Source organism: Promicromonospora sp. NPDC057138 (assembly GCF_042670845.1).
Classification (GTDB): Bacteria; Actinomycetota; Actinomycetes; order Actinomycetales; family Cellulomonadaceae; genus Promicromonospora.
In genome coordinates this window covers 1-20,568 of sequence record NZ_JBHUUX010000030.1, presented here as the reverse complement: position 1 = coordinate 20,568, position 20,568 = coordinate 1, and the positions used below count along the sequence as shown (strand labels likewise).

General features: G+C 71.4%; 21 protein-coding genes and 1 tRNA gene. 9 read left to right on the top strand and 13 right to left on the bottom strand.

Annotation, left to right across the window (positions count from 1 at the left end; genetic code table 11):
- Positions 1–20 precede the first annotated feature (20 nt).
- On the top strand, positions 21–941 hold the full coding sequence (locus ACFT2C_RS16830; RefSeq protein WP_377208211.1) for an oxidoreductase: 921 nt from the start codon (positions 21–23) through the stop codon (positions 939–941).
- Between the two features lie 55 nt (positions 942–996).
- Here the strand turns inward: ACFT2C_RS16830 and ACFT2C_RS16825 are convergent, their stop codons facing one another.
- Positions 997–1,422: a carboxymuconolactone decarboxylase family protein gene (locus ACFT2C_RS16825; RefSeq protein WP_377208210.1), complete on the bottom strand. Its 426-nt coding sequence runs from the start codon at positions 1,420–1,422 to the stop codon at positions 997–999.
- 192 nt (positions 1,423–1,614) lie between these two features.
- On the opposite strand from ACFT2C_RS16825, the gene ACFT2C_RS16820 reads away from it, so the two are divergent.
- Both ACFT2C_RS16820 and ACFT2C_RS16815 read left to right on the top strand, forming a co-directional pair.
- Positions 1,615–2,475, top strand: coding sequence for an alpha/beta hydrolase (locus tag ACFT2C_RS16820; protein ID WP_377208209.1), 861 nt, complete (start codon positions 1,615–1,617; stop codon positions 2,473–2,475).
- A gap of 421 nt (positions 2,476–2,896) precedes the next feature.
- Complete coding sequence (locus tag ACFT2C_RS16815; RefSeq protein ID WP_377208208.1) at positions 2,897–3,313, top strand: hypothetical protein; 417 nt, start codon at positions 2,897–2,899, stop codon at positions 3,311–3,313.
- A gap of 51 nt (positions 3,314–3,364) precedes the next feature.
- Here the strand turns inward: ACFT2C_RS16815 and ACFT2C_RS16810 are convergent, their stop codons facing one another.
- The 3 genes from ACFT2C_RS16810 to ACFT2C_RS16800 form a co-directional block, all read right to left on the bottom strand.
- Positions 3,365–4,171 carry a hypothetical protein gene (locus ACFT2C_RS16810; RefSeq protein ID WP_377208207.1) on the bottom strand — a complete coding sequence of 269 codons (807 nt, stop codon included), beginning with the start codon at positions 4,169–4,171 and terminating at the stop codon, positions 3,365–3,367.
- A 127-nt stretch (positions 4,172–4,298) separates the two neighbouring features.
- Complete coding sequence (locus ACFT2C_RS16805) at positions 4,299–5,411, bottom strand: LD-carboxypeptidase (protein ID WP_377208206.1); 1,113 nt, start codon at positions 5,409–5,411, stop codon at positions 4,299–4,301.
- Positions 5,374–5,460: transfer RNA gene (locus ACFT2C_RS16800), tRNA-Ser, on the bottom strand. The genes ACFT2C_RS16805 and ACFT2C_RS16800 overlap by 38 nt, the downstream gene beginning before the upstream one ends.
- Positions 5,461–5,644: 184 nt before the next feature.
- On the opposite strand from ACFT2C_RS16800, the gene ACFT2C_RS16795 reads away from it, so the two are divergent.
- Positions 5,645–6,358 (top strand): GntR family transcriptional regulator, encoded by a 714-nt coding sequence (locus ACFT2C_RS16795; protein ID WP_377208205.1) that lies wholly within the window; start codon positions 5,645–5,647, stop codon positions 6,356–6,358.
- An 18-nt stretch (positions 6,359–6,376) separates the two neighbouring features.
- Here ACFT2C_RS16795 and ACFT2C_RS16790 read toward each other — a convergent pair whose 3' ends face one another.
- The 3 genes from ACFT2C_RS16790 to ACFT2C_RS16780 form a co-directional block, all read right to left on the bottom strand.
- On the bottom strand, positions 6,377–6,946 hold the full coding sequence (locus ACFT2C_RS16790) for a hypothetical protein (RefSeq protein WP_377208204.1): 570 nt from the start codon (positions 6,944–6,946) through the stop codon (positions 6,377–6,379).
- A gap of 35 nt (positions 6,947–6,981) precedes the next feature.
- Positions 6,982–7,293 (bottom strand): hypothetical protein, encoded by a 312-nt coding sequence (locus tag ACFT2C_RS16785; protein WP_377208203.1) that lies wholly within the window; start codon positions 7,291–7,293, stop codon positions 6,982–6,984.
- Between the two features lie 133 nt (positions 7,294–7,426).
- On the bottom strand, positions 7,427–8,440 hold the full coding sequence (locus ACFT2C_RS16780) for an arabinan endo-1,5-alpha-L-arabinosidase (protein ID WP_377208202.1): 1,014 nt from the start codon (positions 8,438–8,440) through the stop codon (positions 7,427–7,429).
- A gap of 254 nt (positions 8,441–8,694) precedes the next feature.
- On the opposite strand from ACFT2C_RS16780, the gene ACFT2C_RS16775 reads away from it, so the two are divergent.
- A complete protein-coding gene (locus ACFT2C_RS16775; protein WP_377208201.1) occupies positions 8,695–9,651 on the top strand; it encodes a transglutaminase-like domain-containing protein in 957 nt (318 codons plus the stop codon).
- 72 nt (positions 9,652–9,723) lie between these two features.
- Here the strand turns inward: ACFT2C_RS16775 and ACFT2C_RS16770 are convergent, their stop codons facing one another.
- On the bottom strand, positions 9,724–10,533 hold the full coding sequence (locus ACFT2C_RS16770; RefSeq protein WP_377208260.1) for a Sir2 family NAD-dependent protein deacetylase: 810 nt from the start codon (positions 10,531–10,533) through the stop codon (positions 9,724–9,726).
- A 175-nt stretch (positions 10,534–10,708) separates the two neighbouring features.
- On the opposite strand from ACFT2C_RS16770, the gene ACFT2C_RS16765 reads away from it, so the two are divergent.
- Positions 10,709–11,845, top strand: coding sequence for an L-histidine N(alpha)-methyltransferase (locus ACFT2C_RS16765; protein ID WP_377208200.1), 1,137 nt, complete (start codon positions 10,709–10,711; stop codon positions 11,843–11,845).
- Positions 11,836–12,480 carry a hypothetical protein gene (locus ACFT2C_RS16760; protein ID WP_377208199.1) on the top strand — a complete coding sequence of 215 codons (645 nt, stop codon included), beginning with the start codon at positions 11,836–11,838 and terminating at the stop codon, positions 12,478–12,480. The genes ACFT2C_RS16765 and ACFT2C_RS16760 overlap by 10 nt, the downstream gene beginning before the upstream one ends.
- Positions 12,481–12,612: 132 nt before the next feature.
- On the opposite strand, the gene ACFT2C_RS16755 is transcribed toward ACFT2C_RS16760, so the two are convergent.
- Positions 12,613–13,047, bottom strand: coding sequence for a nucleoside deaminase (locus ACFT2C_RS16755; protein WP_377208259.1), 435 nt, complete (start codon positions 13,045–13,047; stop codon positions 12,613–12,615).
- A gap of 131 nt (positions 13,048–13,178) precedes the next feature.
- Between ACFT2C_RS16755 and upp the strand changes: the two genes are divergently transcribed.
- Entirely contained in the window at positions 13,179–13,814 is a 636-nt protein-coding gene (gene upp / locus ACFT2C_RS16750) for a uracil phosphoribosyltransferase (protein WP_377208198.1), read from the top strand.
- Between the two features lie 70 nt (positions 13,815–13,884).
- On the opposite strand, the gene ACFT2C_RS16745 is transcribed toward upp, so the two are convergent.
- Entirely contained in the window at positions 13,885–17,418 is a 3,534-nt protein-coding gene (locus ACFT2C_RS16745; RefSeq protein ID WP_377208197.1) for a sigma-70 family RNA polymerase sigma factor, read from the bottom strand.
- 146 nt (positions 17,419–17,564) lie between these two features.
- Here ACFT2C_RS16745 and ACFT2C_RS16740 point away from each other — a divergent pair, with 146 nt between their 5' ends.
- Positions 17,565–18,332, top strand: coding sequence for a hypothetical protein (locus ACFT2C_RS16740; protein ID WP_377208196.1), 768 nt, complete (start codon positions 17,565–17,567; stop codon positions 18,330–18,332).
- Between the two features lie 110 nt (positions 18,333–18,442).
- Here ACFT2C_RS16740 and ACFT2C_RS16735 read toward each other — a convergent pair whose 3' ends face one another.
- The 3 genes from ACFT2C_RS16735 to ACFT2C_RS16725 form a co-directional block, all read right to left on the bottom strand.
- Positions 18,443–18,751, bottom strand: coding sequence for a DUF1540 domain-containing protein (locus tag ACFT2C_RS16735; RefSeq protein WP_377208195.1), 309 nt, complete (start codon positions 18,749–18,751; stop codon positions 18,443–18,445).
- Positions 18,752–18,917: 166 nt separating this feature from the next.
- The gene (locus ACFT2C_RS16730; RefSeq protein ID WP_377208194.1) at positions 18,918–19,370 is read right to left on the bottom strand and encodes a heat shock protein transcriptional repressor HspR; all 453 of its coding nucleotides are present in this window, start codon (positions 19,368–19,370) and stop codon (positions 18,918–18,920) included.
- 91 nt (positions 19,371–19,461) lie between these two features.
- Positions 19,462–20,466, bottom strand: a complete 1,005-nt coding sequence (locus ACFT2C_RS16725; protein WP_377208193.1) for a DnaJ C-terminal domain-containing protein — start codon at positions 20,464–20,466, stop codon at positions 19,462–19,464.
- Between the last annotated feature and the right edge of the window lie 102 nt (positions 20,467–20,568).

Sequence of the window (20,568 nt, the reverse complement as noted above, 5' to 3'; positions counted from 1 at the left end):
AGCGGCCTAGCGTCGCCGCCATGACCTCCTGGAACGCAGCAGAAATCCCTGACCAGACCGGCCGGCTCGCCATCGTGACCGGGGCGAACTCCGGCGTGGGGCTCGTGACGGCGACCGAGCTCGCCCGGCACGGCGCCGACGTCGTCCTCGCAGTCCGGAACGTCGCCGCCGGCGAAGACGCCGCTAGGACCATCGCCGCCGCGGCGCCGGGCGCCAAGCTCCAGGTCCGGAAGCTGGACCTGGCCTCGCTGGCGTCCGTACGGACCTTCGCGGAGAGCATCGCCGACGAGCACCCGAAGATCGACCTGCTGGTCAACAACGCCGGGCTCGTGATCCTGGGACCGCGGCGGACCACCGCCGACGGCTTCGAGCTCCACCTGGGCACCAACATGCTCGGCCACTTCGCGCTCACCGGCCTGCTGCTCCCCCTGGTCAACCGGGGTGACCGGCCCCGCGTCGTGTCGCTCAGCTCGATCTCCCACAAGAGCGCGCACCTCGACTTCGACGACCTCATGTCCGAGCACGGGTACCAGGCGGCCCCGGCCTACAGCGCCTCGAAGCTCGCCACGACGGTGTTCGGGATCGAGCTCGACCGCCGGCTGCGCGCCGCCGACTCACCCGTTCTCAGCGCTCTCGCCCACCCGGGCGTCTCCCGCACCAACCTCACCACGCGGGCATGGCAGGACCGCGGCTCGTTCGGGCGGCTCAGCGCGCTCGCCTACCTCCTGACCAGCCAGCCCGTCGAACGCGGCGCGCTGCCGCAGCTCTACGCGGCCACCGCGTCAGGCGTGCGCGGTGGGCAGTTCTTCGGCCCCGACGGCTTCCGCGAGAGGTCGGGACGCGTCACCGAGGTGCGGGCCTCCGCGGAGGCGACCGACCCCGCCGTCGGACAGCGGCTGTGGGAGGTCGCGCAGGAGCTGACCGGGGTGTCGTTCCTGTAGGCCCGGAGGGCGCCTAGCGGCGGAGCTGGGCGGGCGGGGCGGGCGCCGTCCGCCCTCAGTCCAGCGGCAGCAGGCCGCGCTCGGCGAACACCTTCCTGGCGACGCCCACCGCGTTCAGCGCCCGCGGGATCCCCGCGTAGATGGAGCTGTGCAGGAAGGCCTCGATGATCTGCTGCGGCGTGAGGCCCACGTTGAGCGATGCGTCGACATGCACCTCGAGCTGGGGCTCGCTGCCGCCGAGCGCGGTCAGGATGCCGAGGGTGACGAGCTGGCGCTGCTGCGGTTCGAGCCCGGGACGGGAGTAGATGTCCCCGTAGCCCCACGCGACGATCTGGTGCCCGAGCTCGGGGGCGATGTCGGCGAGGGACTCGATGACGCCGTGGCCGTGGTCGCCGTGGATGGTGTCCAGGACCGCCTTTCCGGCAGCGAATCGCTCTGCACGCGACGTCTCGTCGTCGGACATCGACTTCTCGTCGGTCATCGTCTTCTCCTTCTGAGCTGCCGGCATGGGTGATGTAGGGCTCGATGGGGTGCCGCAGGGCAAACGCCGGTGGACGCGCTCTCAAGTCCAGCCCATGACCGGGTACGAATGCAAGATATCTGCGCAGGTCACCCTCGGTTTGTTCGACGTCGTACGACGGGGTGACGCTGGGGGCCGCCCTACCCTTGCCGCGTGACCACCCACCTGCCCTACCGTCCGCTCCCGCTGGACCAGTCCGACGTCCGGTACGAGTACGGCCCCGACTCGTCCCGCCGGCCCGGCGTCCCGCAGGGCACCACCGTCGAGCTGGACTGGGAGAGCGTCATATTTCCCGGGACTTCCCGGAAGGTCTGGATCCATGTGCCCGCCGCGTACGACCCGGCGGAGCCCGCCGGGATCCTCGTCTTCCAGGACGGCTGGTGGTACCTCGACCCGGACGGCGACGTCCGCGGCGGCGTAGTGCTGGACAACCTCGTTCACGACGGTGACATCCCGGTGACGATCGGCGTGTTCGTCGACCCGGGCGTCTTCGCGGACGTCGAGGACCCGGCCGGGCGCAAGAACCGCAACGCCGAGTACGACGCGTTCGACGCGCGCTACGGCGCCTTCCTCGTCGAGGAGATCGTCCCGGAGGTCCGTCGGCGCTTCGCCGTCAGCGACGACCCGGAGCACTGGGGCATCGTCGGGGGCAGCAGCGGCGGGGACTGCGCGTTCACCGTGGCCTGGCACTTCCCGGACCGGTTCCGCCGCGTGGCGGGCTTCCTGTCCAGCTTCACGCAGATGCCGGGCGGCAACCCGTACCCGGCCCTCATCCCCGCGACGCCGCGCAAGCCGCTGCGGATCTTCCTGCAGGCAGGCCACCGCGACCTGCGCTGGAACAAGCCCGACCACAACTGGCTCGCGGAGAACCTGCGGGTCGCCGCGGCCCTCGCCGAGGCCGGCTACGACTTCCGTCTCGTCCTCGGTGACGGCGGCCACAACCCCAACCACGCCGGGGTGCTGCTGCCGGATGCGCTGCGCTGGCTCTGGCGCACCCCCCTCGAGCTGAGCTAGCTTCCTTGCGGTGCGCAGGGTGTCGGTTGTCGGGGCAGCAGGGTCGGGCAAGTCCACGTTCGCGCGTCGACTGGCGTCGCACCTCGACGTCCGACACGTCGAGCTCGACATGCTCTACTGGGGGCCGCAATGGACGCCAAGGCCTCGTGAGGACTTTCTGGCGGACGCCGAGCACGCTGTCGCCGGGGACGCCTGGGTCATCGACGGCAACTACTCAAGCCTTCGACCCGCGATCTGGACACGCGCCGATACCGTCATCTGGCTCGACCTGCCGACACCGGTACGGGGCCGCGATGACCGATCCCGCGAACGACCACCTGACGTTTCACCGGCTGCGGTCGCGGCGGGAGACCGACGCCTTCCTCAGTGCGGCCGGGTAGCGCTGAGCAGAGCCCGCGTGGTTCACCGCTAACCTGCCGGCGTGACCGATCCTGATGTGCCGTCGACACTCCCCGTGGACCTCATCGCGCTCCGGGAAGCGCTCGAGGCTTCGTGGAGCGCGAGGACGTCGTACGGCTGCGTGTGGGAGGAGAGCAATCCCGCCCTCGGCCAGTGCTATCCCACGGCGCGCGTCGTGCACCACTTCCTGCCCCGGAGCGAGATCGTCAAGGGAACCGTGTGGACCGGCGTCCGGGACGAGATCCACTTCTGGAGCGAGCTCACGGTGGGGGACGACGCGGTCGCGATCGATCTCACCTGGCAGCAGTTTCCGCCCGGATCCGTCGTGACAGCTCGGGAAACCCTGGACCGGGACGAGCTCGGCGACAGCCCGGCCACCGTGGTCAGGTGCGACCTTCTGCTGGCGGACGTTCGGGCGCGTCTCCGTCAGACCGCGTGAGCCCCGTGCCGAACGGGCGAGACGTCTGTCGACCTCAAGATCGGCTGGGCGTCAGCGCGCCAGGGTGACGGTGACGAGGGTCTTGTCGTCGTGGCGCTTGGACCGAGGCCAGCGCTTGCCCTCCGGGTCGTCGGACTCGGCGTCGTGGATCCGGTCGAGCACGAGGTCCGGACCATGCCCGGTGGCCTCGTCGTAGAGCCCTCGCCACGTGGTCGCCTCGGGGTGGCGTTCGGGGTCGACGCCGTCGCTGGCGAGCAGGAGCCCGGCCACACCTGACCGCTCCTCGACGGTGGTGATCCCGTGGGCTGCGGCTTCCGGCTCCGCGCCGGCGATCCAGTAGCCGCCCGGCCGGTTGCGACGTCGGGCCTGGTCGGCTTGGAGCGCCAGGAGCAGCTCGCGGTGTTCGACGTCGTACCCGTGGCCCGCCGCGAGGCGCGCCCGATAGGCGGCCCGTTCGCGCGCGCCGACGGCGTCCAGGCGGTCGTCGGTGTGCACCGCCTCGGCGCCGTCGGTCCGAAGCACGACGACGAAGCTGTCGCTCAGGACGTAGGTCTCCACGACGTCGTCGGACCATCGCGCCAGAGCGACGGTGCTGGTCGGGGCGGTCTCGGGGGTGAGGCCGTGGGTATCCCGGACGACGCGGATCGCGTCGGCTACCGCGCCGGCGAGCGGCCCGCCGCGGGGCACCGTCTCGCCGATGGCTCGCGCGAGGCGCTCGGCATACCAGCCGGGATCGTGGGAGCGGTCGCCGGCGACGGAGGTCGCACCGTCGAGGACGGCCGCGAAGCCGTCGCCTATGACGTAGCGGTCCTGGTTGTTCGAGCCTCCGGCGAGGGTGGCTGCCTGGATGTCATGCATCGAAGTCGTAGCCCTCAATGCCGTCGCGAGGGTCAGCCGCGATCGCGTCGGCCGCCCCCTGCTTCGCATCCTTGGACATGGCTCAACCCTATGCACCCTGGCCATCGCGAGGGGCAACTGAGCCCGGTCAGGCAGTCAACGGGTCAACGGTCAAGGTCCCCGCGCCGGCGTCGAGCACGCATTCGACCCCGAGCGGGACGGATACCGGATTCTCGATGTGCCCGAGCGGCAGCCCCGCCAGGATGGGCACTCCGAGCGAGCCCAGTCGGTCCTGCAACACGTCGAGGACGGTCCACTCACGGTCCTGGTAGTCCTCGAATCCCTCCAGCGCCCCCACCGCAATGCCCGAGATCCCCGCGAGCGCGCCGGACAGCAGCAGCTGTGTCAGCGCACGGTCGACCATCCCGAGGCCGACCTCCCGGTGAGTCTCCAGCAGCAGGACATGCCCTTCGAGGTCGTTGTCGACGACGCCGACACTGCGCGCGAGCATCTCGAGATTTCCGCCGAACAGAGGCCCAGAAGCTGTGCCGGCGGTGCTGAGCTCCGCACCGAACTGGCTGCTGTCGCTCCGCACCGGCTCGCCGCGCTCGCCGACCAGCAGCCGACGAACGGTGCTCGCACGGGTGCCGGCGACGGCGCCGTGGACAGACGGGACTCCGGCCTGGTGCCACACCTGGTGCAGTGCTGTGATGTCGCTGAACCCGATGATGGGTTTCGGGTCCGCGCGGAGAGCGTCAGCGTCGACGTCGGCGAGCAGTCTGAGGCTTCCGCAACCGCCTCGCAGGCACAGGATGGCCCTGACCTCCGGGTCGTGAATCGCGGTGTTGAGATCCGCGGCGCGCTCACGATCGCCACCGGCCATGTACCCGAGACGGTCGGTGGCGTGGCGTCCGACGCGCGCCTTGAACCCCCACGACTCGACGGTCTCAACGCTCTCCGCGAGCCACGACTCGTCGCTCCAGCTCGCCGGCGAGACGAGCGCGATCACGTCGCCCGGCTCGAGGCTCCGGGGACGTGCCAGTTCGGGCCGAGGCTGAGGGGTGCGCAACATACGCGGGACGGTACCGGTCCGCGTCAGCCTCCAGTTCCGGGAGCTTCTCCTGCCGATGCGGAGTCGCGGATGAGTGTGGCGAAAACGGACCACCCGGCACGACGAAGGCCCCCAGATCCGCATGATTGCGCGGTTGGGGGCCTTCTGGGTGCGGTAGCGGTGGGATTTGAACCCACGGTGGACTTTCACCCACACACGCTTTCGAGGCGTGCTCCTTAGGCCGCTCGGACACGCTACCTTTGCCCGCCACAACACCAGCGGGCCGTAGCAGGATACCCGGTCGAAGCCCGGTTCCACGAATCGGTTGCCGCGCGCCCGGCGCACCGTGACGCAGGTCTCCCTTGTCGGACGACCGGACCCGCCAGATCCTCCGCCTGCGCCAGATCATCCGGCAAACCCACCAGCGACCGTAGAGTGGACACATGGCGACGACCGCTGACGCAGAACCCGTTTCCGATACTGCGGCCGACCCCACGGAGGCCAAGGTCGGCGACCTCGTCGAGCGCACCGCGGCGTCGATCCGCTCGTGGATCATCACGGGCAAGGCGCAGCCCGGCGAGCGGCTCTCGGAGAAGGCCGTGGCCGAGACGCTCGCCGTCTCCCGCAACACCCTCCGCGAGGCGTTCCGGGTGCTGACGCACGAAAACCTGCTCGTCCGACGTCCGCACGCCGGCGTCATGGTCGCCGTCCCGACGCTCGCGTCGATCCTCGACATCTACCGCGTGCGCCGCATGATCGAAGGGCAGGCCCTACGGGGCGCACTGCCCGGCCATCCGGCGACCGACATCATGCGCCAGGCGGTCGAGACCGCGGAGCGAGCACGCGACGAGAAGGACTGGCGCTCGGCCGGGACAGCCAACATGGAATTCCATCGCGGGATCGTCGCGCTCTGCGACAGCGAGCACCTGGACCGGCTCTACGCCACCGTCTCCGCGGAGCTGCGCCTCGCGTTCGGCCTGCTCGCGAACCCGGAGTACCTGCACGCCCCCTACGTGGCGCGCAATGCTCGCATCCTGGAGATGACCCTCGCCGGGGACAGCGCGGCCGCCGCCGCGGAGCTCGACGAGTACCTCGTCCAGTCGGAGCGGACGGTCGCCGCCGCGTACTCCCGGCGGACGCCGGGCGAGCCGGCCTGACGCCGCACCCCGCCACGCTCACCGCGCCGGCAGCACCCTCAACAGCTCCTCCAGCTGCGCCCTCGTCATCGCGACGTACCCGCCCCGCAGGCGCATCGCCGCGTCCCAGATCTCCCGCTCCTCTGCCGACTGCCGCTCCAGCACGCTCATGTTCTCGGTGAGGTCCAGCCGCCGGTTGAATCCCTGGACCGTGTCGCGCCACCGGTGCAGCGTGGTCACGAGGGCAGTGTCCCGACGTCGGTCGAGCGCTCCCGAGACGAGCGCGGCGTCGACGGCGGAGACCGCGAGGCGGACGAAGACGGCCCGCGGGCGATCGTCCGCCGCCCGCGCGAACTCGTTGTCCGCCAGGACCGCCTGGTTCCGCTCCAGCTCGCGCCGGATCGCCGCGAGCACCTGAGCGTGCCGCTCCGCCTCGCTGCTCAGCCGCTCCACGATCAGCCCCGTCATGCCGGCGACCAGCGTCAGCGAGTTCACCGCCGGCTCCCACCGCGGCTCCCCGGGAAGCGCGAACCACAGCACGCCGAGCACGAATGCGGCGGCCAGCAGCGCGTAGGTGACGATCGCGACCGTGGCGCGCGCGACCGTCACGTGGCGCTCTACCACCCAGCCCAGGCCGGGCACGGTCAGGCCCAGATGTTGAGCGCCCGGTTGTCGACCCGCGGCTCGGCCCCCTCTGGGGGACCCACGAGGTAGACCTGATCGCCCGGCTGGAGGACGCCGACGATGCGCTCGAGGGCGTCCGCGGCGCCGTCGGCGTCCCTCACCACGAGGTCCACGCGGAGGGAGAGGACACCCTGCCGGACCAGCACCCGAGCCTGGTCGGGCTCGCTCCGGCCTGCGCCCCTCCGCACCTTCCGCCCGAGCCGGGGTACCGCTCGGACCAGGACGCCGAGCCGGCGCGCCACGGGCTGCTGCTGCACTGTCGGTTCGGCCATGTCGGTTCATCCTCCGGCGCGGGCGGGCAGGTATCGCTGCACAACCAGGCTAGCGGCGTCCGACACAACTATCCAGGTTGTTGAACAATTTGCCCACGGTCACCTGCACGACCACCTCGCCAGATGATCCCGGTCAGTAGACGTACGGCCAGGCCGCTCCGTCGTAGGCCAGCAGGTTGATGCCCAGCTGGGACGCCCCGCTGTCCGTGTAGTAGTGGTAGAAGAGCACGTCGGCGTCGTTGTCGGCGAGCACTGCCTCGTGGCCCGGGCCGTGGATGCTCCCGTGGCCGGCCAGGATCTCGGTGCCCCCGCCCGCCGTCATCGCGGTGCCCGCCCGGTCGACGTATGGCCCGGTGACCGACGTCGAACGACCCACCATCACGCGGTAGGTGCTGTTCGCGCCCTGGCAGCAGGCGTCGAACGAGACGAACAGGTAGTAGTAACCGTTCCGGTAGTGGATGGTCGGCGCCTCGATGGCGCCACCGCCCCGGCCGGCGATGCTGTGGAACTCGGTCCCGGACCGCTTGCCCGTCGAGGTGTCGAGCCGGATCATCTTGATGCCCGACCAGAACGAGCCGAAGCTCAGGTACCAGCGGCCGGACTGGTCGATGACGAGGTTCGGGTCGATCGCGTTCCAGCTGTCCGACGTCCTCGACTCGATGACGAGGCCCTGGTTGGTCCACGATCCCTGCGCGCCCGTGGTGCTCGTCGCGAGGAAGATGCCCGAGTGGTTCGAGCCGAACGTCGAGGCCGAGTAGTACATGTAGTAGCGGCCGTTGGCGTAGGTGATGTCCGGCGCCCAGAGGTTGTTGCTGCCGTTGGTGTACGCGTGCGCCCAGGAGACGCCGTTCGGGAACGCCGCGCCCGCGTTGTTCCACTGGGTGCGGTCCAAGGACGTCTTCAGGGAGATCCCGTCGCCCGTGTGGGCGAGCAGGTAGGTGCCGGCGGGCGTCTTGGCGACCTCCGGATCGTGCACGCCGATGCTCCCGGTGACCACGCCCGGGTTCGGGTAGGCGGCCACGCCGTCGGGCGCCGTCGTCGTGCCCGACGCCGCCGGGCTGACGGCGAGACCCGCGGCGACGAGCAGCGCCACGGCTGCCTGCAGGCGTCGGGTGCTGCGGGTGGATCGCGCTCGGAACTGGTGCATCGTTGCCTCCGTCCGGTGGGAGCCGACAGCGACACGACCCCGAAGCGAACGCTCACATCCCGGGACCGGACCGTCGTCGCTCCGGTTTCTACAAGGTTGTAGATCAGTGTGGGGTGGGTGAATTGGCGCGTCAAGGGGCGGGCGGGATCGGGTTCCCGGGAGCTCGGGCACCCTCCGTGCCGGGCAGATAGTGGGGACTGTCACATGGCGCCCGTCGCGAGGTACTGTTCCGTCACCGCCGAGGGAGGACACCGATGCCCGCGCCCACGCTCTTCGACTACTCGGACCACAGTCCGTACTCGAACCCCGGAAATCACACAGGATATTTCTCCGAGCTGAGCACCGACCCGGAGGAGCTGCACCGGTTCGCCTGCTCCGTCGTCGTGCACTACCGGGCCGGTGGCCCGGACCTGACCGAGACGCAGAAGGTCGATCCCGACCGTCGCTGGCTGACGTCGATCCTGGACGCCGCGGAGATGCGCGCGCCGCTCGACGGGCCGCGCACGCATGCGCAGCAGGTCGCCGGCTGCTGCCGCGACCACACGCTGCTGGCGCTCGGCGTCCTGCGCACGCACGGCGTCCCGGCGCGCTCCCGGATCGGGTTCGCCACGTACTTCACGCCGGGCTGGAATGCCGACCACGTCGTGGGCGAGCGCTGGGACGGCGACCGCTGGGTGCGGTTCGACCCGGAGCTCGACCAGCAGGATTTCGACTTCGACGTCCACGACATGCCCACTGGACCGGGGTCGCCGTTCGTCACGGCGGCCGACGCGTGGCTCGCGATCCGCGCCGGGACTGCCGACCCGGCGGCGTTCGGCGTCAGCTCGGAACTGCCGGACCTGCACGGCAAGGACTTCGTCCGCTACTACGTGCTGTACGAGGTGGCGCACCGGCATCGCGACGAGCTGCTGCTCTGGGACCTGTGGGGACCCGAGCTGGGCACGTCGTACGTCCGTGCGGCGGCGGGCGGGGCGGTTGCGACCTGGGTCGCGGAGGCCGGTCTGCCCGGTGCCGATATGTCCGACGCCGAGTTCGACGCCGTCGCCGACGAGCTCGCCTACCTGCTCGTCGCCGCCGACGCCGGGGACACCGAGGCGGCCGACCAGCTCGCCGAGCTCTACCGCGAGGACGTCCGGCTGCACCCGGGCGAACGCGTGCTGACGCTCTCCCCGACGGGCCACGCGGCCATCACGGACCTGGCCACCCGCTGACACTTGTTGTGGGCGTGATCGTTGCGATTACCCGCCCGTTTTAGGCGCAACGATCGCGCCCACAACAAGGGGTTAGAGCCGGGCGGCCAGCTCGTTCAGGACGTCGCTCACGCCCGCGTCGATCTTCACCGTCGCGTACTTGTCGCCCCGGGTGATCCCGCGGTTCACGATCACCACCGGCTTGCCCTCGGTGGCCGCGTGCCGCACGAACCGCAGCCCGCTCATCACCGTCAGCGACGAGCCGGCGACGAGCAGCGCGTCGGCGGAGTCCACCAGCGCGAACGCCTCGTCCACCCGCTCGCGCGGCACGTTCTCGCCGAAGTAGACGATCTCCGGCTTCAGCACGCCTCCGCAGAACTCGCAGGGCGCCGGCCGGAAGTGGGCGGTCGACTCGATGACGGCGTCGGCGTCGGGCGCGATCTCGATGTCCGCGACGTCGCCGACGGACTCCAGGAAGCCCGGGTTGAGCGCGTCGAGCCGCTCGGCGAGGTGCGTGCGCGAGATGACCCGGCCGCAGGTCAGGCAGATCACGCGGTCGTAGCGTCCGTGCAGGTCGATGACGTTGCGGGAGCCCGCGTCCTCGTGCAGCAGGTCGACGTTCTGCGTGATGATCCCGGCGAGGATGTCGCGTTCCTCGAGCCGGACGAGCGCCCGGTGGCCGGCGTTCGGGACCGACCGGTTCACGTGCTTCCAGCCCACGTGGTTGCGGGCCCAGTAGTGGCGGCGAAACTCCTCGTCGCCCACGAACTGCTGGTAGGTCATCGGGCTGCGGGGCGGGGAGTCGGGGCCGCGGTAGTCGGGGATGCCGGAGTCGGTCGAGATCCCGGCGCCCGTGAGCGCGGTGATGCGGAGACCGGTGAGCACCTCGACGGCGTCGTCCACGGTGGTGCGGGCGACCTCGACGGCCTCCGGCTGCCAGGTGGTGGGTCGGGCTTGAGGGAACACCCTACGAGGGTATGCCGAGAGCGGGCCGCCGTCCGCGACGTGTGTTCCATTTCGCACCGGGCCGCCTCCCGCTAGCCTGGGGTTTCTTTGCAGTGGAGCCGGAGGGGACCGCGTGGGCGACTCAGCGATATCCAGGATCGACAGCACCTTGGCCGGCGACGACTTCGCGTGGTCCGTGACCCTGGTCGGCGAGGACCAGTCGGACAAGCTCGCCACCCTCGCCCAGTACCTGGACGACGGCCACTCCGTCAGCGGGGACGGCAAGCGCGTCCCGTCGGGATACGCCTACTGGGGCATCGGCCCCACCATCGCCTGGTTCAACGCCTCGAACGACCCGACCTACATGGTCATCAAGGTCGGCACCGAGATGTTCCGCAGGCAGTGGCGCAGCATCTCCCCGCTCGTCACCGACGAGTGCGTACACCTGGTCAGCCTCGGCGTGGGCACCGGCGCCAAGGACGGGATGTTCCTGGAGACGATGCGGCGAGCCAACCCGTCGATGCTCTACGTCCCCGTGGACATGAGCGCCGAGATGCTCCGGACCGGATCCCGGACGGCGGTCCAGGACGCGCACTTCCCCCTCGACCGCTCCCTGGGCCTGCAGATCGACCTCTCCCTGGACGGCAACCTCGAGGAGCTCAAGCTGTTCCTCGACCGGCTCGTCGGCGAGGAGTCGATCCTCTACTCGCTGGTCGGCAACACGGTCGCCAACTTCGACGACGACAAGGAGTTCCTGAACGGCATAGCCCGGGTGCTGCGACCGCAGGACCGGATGCTCGTCGAGTTCGCCACCACGGAGAACCTGACCGACGACGCCGTGCGCGCGGCGGAGGCGGAGTACCGCCAGACCCGCGGGTTCGTCGAGTTCGTCGCGAGCGCCGTCCGCTACAACACCGACCTCAAGATCGACCTCGACCAGGTCAGGTTCACCGGGTCGGTCGAGGACGAGAGCATCCTGCTCAAGGTGTACTGGCAGAACGCGGGCGACGAGGACATCCGGATGCTCATCCCGGGCAGCCGCCCGATCCACCTCTCGCCGCAGGACACGATCCGGCTGTACACGACCCGCAAGTACACGACCGAGCGGATCGATCAGCTCGTCGCCGGCGCGGGCCTGCGGACCACCCACGTGCAGCGGGAACGCTTCCGGCACACCCAGCGGCCCAGCCCGTTCGGCCTGGAGCTGCGGCTCGTGGCCCACGACGACGGCGCGCCCGTCGAGCTGCCGAACTTCGACGTGTGGAAGTGATGCGGGCGCGGCTGCGCCGGCTCCGGCGGCGGGTCACGACGGCGTGGACGAGCCGCCGCTGGGCCCGCCGACGGCGCGTCACCGTCGCCGTCGTCACCTATGCCCTGCTCGGGATCGCGTTCGTGCTCGGCATCCTGTGGATCCTCGACGTCGGCCCGGAGTGGGAGCCGTGGGTCAACTCCCTGACGTTGCTCGCGGGTGTCACCGGGCTCGTCGTGGAGCGGCAGAATGCCGAGACCGAGCGCCGCTCGGAGGTCGTCGCCTCCGTGGTCTTCGAGCTGCAGCAGAACCGCGCCATCGTCGAGCGGCGCCTCGCCGGGCTGCGGACCGGGGGCGAGCGCGCCCTGTCGGTCAGCCCGCGCCTGGCGCTGTCCGCCGTCGATGCCGCGCTCGCCTCGGGCGTGCTCAGCAGGGCGCCCGACAGCGCGCTCGTTGAGAAGCTGCACCCCTGGCGCGAGCGCGTGCAGGGCTACAACTGGCGCCGCGACCTCACTGAGTTCGAGCTGATGCTCATCAAGTACCAGGACGGCGACGACGTCGGCTCGAACCTGTCGAGCCTCGCGAACGAGCGGCTGTACCTGCTCCGCCTGCGCACGTTGCTCGACCAGCTCCACGCGGCACTGCCGCAGGTCTGACGCGTTCGGCGCGGCGGGCCGGCTCGACCGGCAGGCGCGACCGGCAGGCGCGACCGGCCCGCTCGACCGGCCCGCTCGACCGGCAGGCGCGACCGGCCCGCTCGACCGGCCCGCTCGACCGGCTGGCGCGGCTCAGCCCCGCCGGGCCTCGAAGAACTCCCGGAGCATTGCCCCGCACTCGTCCTCGCGGATGCCGCCCAGCACCTCGACCTCGTGCAGCGCGCGCTGGTCGCGCACGAGGTCCCACACGGAGCCGGTAGCGCCGGCCTTGGGGTCCCACGCGCCGAGGACCAGGCGCCGCACCCGGGCCTGCACGAGCGCGCCCGCGCACATCGGGCACGGTTCGAGCGTCACCACGAGGGTGCAGCCGGCCAGGCGCCACTCGCCGCGGGCCGCGGCCGCGGCCCGCATCGCGAGCACCTCGGCGTGGGCGGTCGGGTCTCCCGTCGCCTCCCGCTCGTTGTGTCCGACGCCGATCACGCGCCCCGCCTCGTCGAGCACCAGGGCGCCGACCGGTACGTCGCCGGTGTCGAGGGCGCGGCGGGCCTCGTCGAGCGCGGTACCCATCCAGGCCGCCCAGTACGCGCGGCGCTCGGCGACGCTCATCCCTCCGGTGTCAGACACACAGGTCACCCTAGTGACCTCGGCGTCTGACAACCCGGTGGGGCGTTCGCGGGGCGCCCGGTAGCGTTGGCCCCATGCGCCTCCACGTCGTCGATCACCCCCTGGTCGCCCACAAGCTGACCGTCCTGCGGGACGAGAACACCGACTCGCCCACCTTCCGCCTGCTCGTCGACGAGCTCGTCACGCTCCTCGCCTACGAGGCCACGCGCGAGATCGCCACCGAGCCGCACGAGGTGAAGACGCCGATCACCACCATGACGGGCACCCGTCTCGCGTCCCCGCCGCCGCTCGTCGTGCCAATCCTGCGGGCCGGCCTCGGCATGCTCGACGGGATGAGCCGCCTGCTCCCGACCGCCGAGGTCGGGTTCCTCGGCCTGGTCCGCGACGAGGAGACGTTCAAGGCCGTCACCTACGCGAACCGCCTGCCCGACGACCTCACGGGCCGGCACGTGTTCCTCATCGACCCGATGCTCGCCACGGGCGGCACGCTGGTCGCGGCCATCGACTACGTGCTGGAGCGCGGCGCCCGCGAGGTGACGGCGGTCTGCCTGCTGGCCGCCCCCGAGGGCATCCGGCTCCTCGAGGAGCACGTGGGCGACCGCGCGAACCTGACGGTGGTCGTCGCCGCCGTGGACGAGCGCCTCAACGAGAAGGCGTACATCGTGCCTGGTCTGGGCGACGCCGGCGACCGGCTGTACGGGATCGTCTGAGCCGTCCGGTCCGGCCCACCCGCGCCTGCGGGCGGGTCGCGGACGGGTGGGTCGCGGACGGGTCAGCGGGTCAGTCGCCGCAGTAGCCCGGGAGCCACGGCGCCAGCCACCCGTCGTCCGAGGGGTCCTTCGTCGCTGTCGGCGACGGCGTGGCCGACGTCGCGTCGCAGGCCTTCTTCTCGCCGCCGCCGGGGCACGTCATGCTGCCGCCCTGGAACGAGCGGTCCACGGTAAGCGCTTTGCCCTCCAGCTCGCGGGTGAGCCGCACGGTGACATTGCCCTCGCCGCTGATCGGGAAGTCGCGGGTCACCTCGAGCGTGGTCGTCGTCCCGGCGCCGACCTGCTTCGCCTCGCCGACCTCGCCACTGCCCTCGCGGACCAGCACGCCCATCCAGTCATGGCCGGTCCGGTTCTCGACCGCGGCCGTGTGCTGGACGTGCCAGTCGTCGACACACTGCGCTGCAGGATCGACCGTCACGTCCTCGGTGGGCCAGGTCAGCTCGGCGCACGACTCGAACGAGACGTCCAGCGTCGTCAGCGTCTTGCCGGCCGCCGTCAGGTCGGCGGTCCCGGTGCCCCAGACGACGGGGAACGCGATCCTCATCGTCTCGCCCGGCTGCACCGTCCTGCTGACGTCGCCCACGTGGAACAGCACGGGCAGGGTTGATCGGGTGTTGTCGGCCGTGACGTCGAACGTCTGCACCGAGCGGTCCTGCTCAGCGTCGAACTCGCAGTCTCCAGCGGTCACCGTCTCAGCGCCCTGGGCAGGGTCGATCCTCGCGGCCTCGTAGTGCGCCGTCGGGTCGGTAGCGGGCACGACGTCCCGGAGCGGCGCGTCGCCGTCCTTGTCCACGCCGTCCCGCGAGAGGTGGAAGGTGGCCTCGCCCTCGGGCACGCTGGTGCGGCCCGTGTCCACCGTGAGGGTCACGGAGCCGCCCGGCGCCACCGGCCGGCTCACGGACTCCAGGGTCGCGTCTCCCACGGGCACGGACATGACGGCGTTCATCGTCTCGTCCGACCGGTTCGTCACCGTGCCCTCCACGGCCACGGTGCCGCCGTTGTTGAGGGTCTGCACGCTCGTGTCCGTGGTCCACAGCGGCACGTAGCAGTTCTGCCGCTCGTGCTCGCCGGCCGGCACGCGGGTCTCGTAGGTGTTGCCGTCCACGTCCGTGGCCACGACGAACGTCGCCTGGCCGGCCGGGACCCGCAGGCCGTCATGCACCGTCAGCGTGCTGGACTCGCCCGGGGCGAGCTCGCCCTCGGAGGACGCGTTGCTGCCCGCCGCCTCGAGGGCGACCCGCACTGTGCGATGCGTGGTGTTGGTGTAGGTCCCCGTGACGACGGAGTCGGCGGCGTTCACGCCACCCTCGGCCGCGCAGGACGCGGCGACACCGGCAGCAGCGCCGTCCCCGGCGTCGGCCCAGGCCGACGTCACGACGAGCGTGGCCGACGCCGAGTGCGCGGCGCCCTCGAGGACGGGACGGACGTTCGCGGCGCCGACCACCGTGGGCTCGGGCGGCGACGCCTCCGCCGTCGTGATGTTCAGCGCGACGTCCACGGTGCCCCCTGGCGCGAGCTCGACCGCCGCCGCGTCCGTGCCGGCGAGCGGCGCACAGCGCCAGACGTTCGGCAGCTCACCGGACGCGCACGACAGCTCGGGCTGCACGGAGGCGGGCGTGATGCCGTCCGGCAGGGTCACGTCGACCGCCCAGGCGCCGGCCGGCACTGCGCGGTCACCCGTGCTGGCGATGCGGACGGGCAGCGAGGCCACGCCGGGGCTCGCGAGCGAGACGTCCGCGGTCGCGGCCGACAGCTCCGGGCCGAACGGCGCGACGGTGCGGCCCGGGAGGGTGAGGCCGACGTGCTCCAGGCCGTCCGCCCAGACCTCGGTGGCGACGGGGTAGTCGCCGCCGGAGTTGGCCTGCACCTGCACCTCGACCTCGTGCGACTCACCCGGCGCGAGGTCGCCGAGCGAGCAGAGCAGCACGTTCGTCTGCTCCGTCGGCGCGCAGGCGGTCGGGCCGTCGCCGTCCACCGCGGTCACCGTCGTGGGCGCGCTGGGCGACGACGTCGGCTCGGCCTGCGTCGCGCCGGAAGCGTCGGAAGTGCCGTCGGACTCCGTGCCCACCGCGGACGTCGCGGCGCTCGGTGTTGTGTCCGCCTGAGCGCCGTCGTCCGGGGTGCCGTCGTCGGCCGAGGCATCGGGCGTCACCACGGAGGTCCGCACCAGCCGCCCGCCCACGCCGGTGCCGAACGGCCCGTCCGGCCGCGCGACCGTGAGCCCGGCGGGGAGCGTGATCTGCAGCTGCGTGCCCGTGGCCGCGGCCTCGCCCGTGTTCTTGACGGTGAGCGACAGGTCCTGGGGCTCGCGGGCGGCGAGCGGCGTCGAGACGTCGCCGTAGTCGACCACGAGGTAGTTGCTCGTGGTCGTCCCGCCGTCCTCGGAGTCGGTGTCGGTGGGCAGCACGGGCTTGCCGTTGGCGTCGCTGCCCGGCAGCTCGCGACCGTCCGAGGTGGTCATCACCTGGTCTGCGGCCACGGACCTGAGCTCGGGCGGTCCCGCGATCTGCAGCGCCGCGACCATGCCGACCGCGGCGACGGCGAGCGCGCCGGCGGCCAGGCTCCCACCCGTGGCGGCGGCCGCTGCGGAGGCGAACGCACCGGCGGTGGCGGAGACGGCGGACGACACGGCGCCGGAGAACGTGCCTGCAGAGGCGGCGCTCATGCCCACCGAGGCGGCCGGCGCACCCGCTGCCGCGCCGGCACCGGCGCCGGCCTTGGCTGCGACGACGAGCCCGCCGATCGGCGCGCCCGCGCCGACGAGCGCCAGCCCGCCCGCACCGAGCACCAACGGGGCGATGACGGTCTTCATGCCGTGTGCGACGTCGTGGAGCTCGAGCACGAGTGCGCTGCACGTGCCGCAGGTGGCGAGGTGCTCCTCGATCTTCGTGGTCTCGCGCTTGGAGAGGCTCTCGCGCACGTACCCGCCGAGCAGCGGGTTGACGGTCCGGCACGTGTCCGACGGCGCGTGCGTGAGGTGCTGCTGCAGGTAGCCGGCGCGCAGCGCCTCCTTGGCGCGGTAGACCAGGGCGGAGACGCCGTTGGGGCTGAGCCCGAGGACGGGCGCCACCTGGGCCGGCTTGAGGTCGTCCACCAGTACGTACCAGAGCACCTCTCGCCAGCGCTCGGGCAGGTCGAAGTAGGCCTTGGAGACCACACTGCGCTCGAAGCCGGCGAGCGCCGGGTCCTCCTCCGACGCGACCCGGCCGAGCACCGACTCGATCTCGTCGTCGGTGGTGGGGCGGGTGCGCGCGGCGCCTCGGGACACGTCGAACGCCCGGTGGCGGACGACCGTGTACAGGTAGGGGCGGAACCCGGCGTCGGGCCCGGCACCGCGCCGGAGCATCTCGAACAACTTGCTGAAGGCGTCCGCGACGACGTCCTCTGCGTCCGCGGGCGAGACGTACTGGCGGGCAAGCGCGCGTGCTGCGGCAGCGTGGCGCTCGTAGAGCACACCAAAAGCGTCACGGTCGCCTGACCTGACCTGCAGGATCAGTTCCGCGTCGCTCGGGGTCTCCCCGGTGCTGCTCTCGGCTTGCTTCACGTCTACCCAGACTCTCGGCAGTGTCCTGCCCAAGACTATAGAGCCACGTCGCCGTTTTAGGGGTGGAAAAAACATTTCGCGGGTGAAGTCCAGTACACCACCTCCGAAGGTGCGTCATGATGTGTCCCTGTGAGGGTCCCTTCATCATGAGCGAATCCCAGAAGGAGACGCAGGTGCGTGTGCATGACCTGCGCGAGCGGTGGCGCGCTACGAGCCTCGCTTCGGTGTGGATTCGGCCGAACGACTGGGAGCATCCCGCCGCAGAAGCGCTCGCCGAGGCGTTGGCCAACGGGCGCGGCGTCATCGCACCCGCAGAACGACTGGGAGCCGCCCGAGCCGCCGTCGGCGCCGGCATCACGGAGGCGCTGGACGACGTCGCCTGCCTCTACGCCGCGTTCGGCCGCCCGACCGACGTCGGCGCGCTGCGCGCCGCGGCGATCGGCTGGGTCGGGGAGCGCGAGCGCGTCCCGTACCAGATAGCCACGCACGACCCATCGACCGGACTGCCGACCGGCGAGTACCTCGGCGAGCGGCTGCGCGAGACCTACGGCGCGGCGCTGCGATCGGGGAGCACTGCCGGGGCGTCCCACTGCCTGCTGGTGCTCGACGTCGGCCTCGACAACCTCGACACGTGGCAACGGCTCGCGCGGTCCGCCGCGATCGGCCGGACGCTGCACCAGGTGTTCGGCGAGGGGCATCCGATGGCCGCGATCGGCGACGGCACCTTCGTGGTGCTGTGCGAGCGCGGCCCCGCGACCGCCGAGCTGGGCCAGTCGCTCCGCCGCGTCGTGGAGCGCAACGCCGAGGTGCTCGGCCTCACCACCGAGGTACGCCGACCCACCCGGGTCTGGGTGGAGCGCCTGCCCGGGACGCACGACGCCGCACTGATGCTGCTGGACCACCTGGCTCGCTGAGCCCCACCTCTGAGGCCCGCATCTGGGACCCCACATCGCACGACAGAGCGCCTACTCACCGTCGAGTAGGCGCTCTGCTCGTTCTTGGGGCTGTCTTGCGACGCGGGCCGTCAGCGCTCCTCGAACGTGAGGCAGTCGGGGTGTGCCGGGACATCAGGCCCCGGGCCCACGCGGACCGCCGTCGCGCTGCATTCCAGGTGGTCGTTGTGGACGCACTCTTCGCGCTGGCAGGCGCCGACGTGGGCGACGACCTTCTCGAGGCCGCCCTTGTGGCTCAGCGGGATGAACGTGGCACAGGAGGCGTCACCGGCGTGCCCCGCGATGGTGACGGCGCCGGCGTGGCAGCCGTGCTCGTGGTTGTAGCCGCAGCCGTCGATCGAACACTCCGCGACCTCGGGCATTTCCATCAGCGTGCTCATGGGTTCTCTCCTCGCGTGGTGCGCCGGCCCTCCCGAATGGCTCGATCATATTCCGGAAATGCAGAACGCGTGGAGCAAGGAATGCCTTACCTACATTTTCGGGCGCATTTCTTGATTAACGAAAGAATTGCGTTGCCGAAATCTCCGTGGAGCCGGCGAGAACCGGTCAGCTCTCGCGCCGGGGCGACGGGCGCCAGAGCACGACGGCGCCACCGCCGACGGTGCGATGCTCGAGGTCGACCCGCATCGCCGCGCTGCGGACCCGCTGGCCCCGCTGCACGACGACGACGTCGCCGGCGTCCGGGCCGGCGGCGAACACGCGGCTCTCCTCCTGGACGCGCATGAGCAGGTCACCCAGGCGTTCCTCCAGGACCGAGACGTGTGCCTCCAGGTCGAGGATGCGCTTGATCCCGGCGAGGTTCACGCCCTCGACCTGCGCGAGCCGCTGCACCTGCAGCAGCCGCGCGACGTCGCGGCGGGAGTAGCGGCGGCCCCTGCCGCGGGTGCGCCGGGGCACCACGAGGCCGAGCCGGTCGTACTGGCGCAGCGTCTGCGGGTGCATTCCCGCGAGCTCCGCCGCCTTGGAGACGGTGAGCACGGGTGTGTCGTCGTCGACCATGTGCGCCTCCCTGTCTCTTTCGCGCCGTCTTGCGTTCCGGCAGGTTAACCGAACTCGGCGCGGTGGGGTATCCGCCCCACCGCGCCGATAATCATTCCGCCGCCCGCTCGGTCAATCCGACGCGCACGTCCTCGCCGTCGCTCTCGGCCGCGAACGCCTCGAGCGCGTCCTTGGCCTTCTTGCTGAGCTTCTGCGGCACGACCACCTGCACGCTGACGAGCAGGTCGCCGGTCGCGTTCGCTGTCCGCACGCCGCGCCCCTTGACGCGGAGCACCCGGCCTGACGGCGTTCCCTCCGGCACCTTCAGCCGCACGGTCGAGCCGTCCAGCGTCGGCGCCTCCAGCGTGGTGCCGAGGGCCGCCTCCGCGAACGTGACGGGCACGGTCATGCGCAGGTCATGGCCGTCCAGCGTCCAGACGGGGTGCGGCGCCACGTGCACGGTGACCACGAGGTCGCCCGGCGGACCACCGTTGACGCCCGGGCGGCCCTTGCCGCGCAGGCGGATCTTCTTGCCGTCGTTGATCCCCGCCGGGATGCGGGCGGTGATGGTGCGGCCGCCGACCTCGAGGTCCGCGGTCGTGCCCTCCACCGCCGCGCGGAATGGCAGCGTGACCTGCGCGGCAACGTCGGCGCCGGGGCTAGGTGCGGTGAACCCGGTGGTGCCGGCCGAGGGGTACCCCGACCTGCCGCCACCGAACATCGAGCCGAGGATGTCGTCGAAACCCACGCCGGCCGAGCCCTGCGTGTAGCGAACCCGCGGCCCGCCACGGCCCGCGCCCTGGCCGCCGAACATCGAGCCGAGGATGTCCTCGAATCCGCCCGCCCCGGCACCGCCGGGACCCGCGGAGAAGCGGGCGCCGCCGGCCATCGCGCGCACGGCGTCGTACTGCCGGCGCTGCTCCGGGTCGGACAGGACCGCGTAGGCCTCGCCGATCTCCTTGAACTTGGTCTCCGCGGCCACGTTGCCCTGGTTCTGGTCCGGGTGATGCTGGCGCGCCAGCTTGCGGTAGGCCTTCTTGATGGCCGCGTCGTCGGCGTCCTTGGGGACACCCAGCACGGCGTAGAAGTCCTTCTCCATCCAGTCCTGACCGGTCATGACACCTCCTTCCGCGTCGATACCGGTGGTGGGGGGGGGGGGCGGGGGGGGGCCGGCGCACAGCCACCACACCCCAAAAAAACCGCCCCCCGCCAGCCCCCC